At 64.4% G+C, this 472-nt stretch carries 1 protein-coding gene; it reads right to left on the bottom strand.

Annotation, left to right across the window (positions count from 1 at the left end; translation table 11 throughout):
- The coding region (argS, locus tag ACOADB_RS16120; RefSeq protein ID WP_378600681.1) for an arginine--tRNA ligase at window positions 1–472 on the bottom strand (472 nt) is incomplete at both ends.

The raw sequence follows: 472 nt of genomic DNA, 5'->3' as shown, positions 1-472 counted from the left end.
TTCAGCTCTTCGCCGTCCTTGACGATCTTCACGAGCTGACCGATGAGGACGTTGAGTGTCTTGTCCGGGTCGTCACCGACGCAGGCAGCCATCGCCCGGAGCCGGCCGACGTAGCCGTGGTGGTCGGCACCGAGCAGGTAGATGCAGTGGTCGAAGCCGCGCTCCCTCTTGTTGAGGTAGTACGCGGTGTCGGACGCGAAGTAGGTCAGCTCACCGTCGGACTTGATGAGCACCCGGTCCTTGTCGTCGCCGAAGTCGGTGGTGCGCATCCAGAGCGCACCCCCGTCCTCGTAGACGTGGCCGAGGTCCTTGAGCCGCTCGAGGGTGTTCGGCACACCGCCGCTCTCCTGACCGTCCTCGTGCAGGGAGAGCTCGGAGAACCAGACGTCGAAGTGCGTGTTGAAGTTGTCGAGCTGCTCCTGCTGCTCGGCCAGCTGGATCGCGTACCCCTTGTCCCGTACGGCGGCAAGGA

It is taken from the genome of Nocardioides sp. CPCC 206348 (genome assembly GCF_048654705.1).
Taxonomy (GTDB): Bacteria; Actinomycetota; Actinomycetes; order Propionibacteriales; family Nocardioidaceae; genus Nocardioides.
This window is presented reverse-complemented; position numbering and strand designations above follow the sequence as displayed.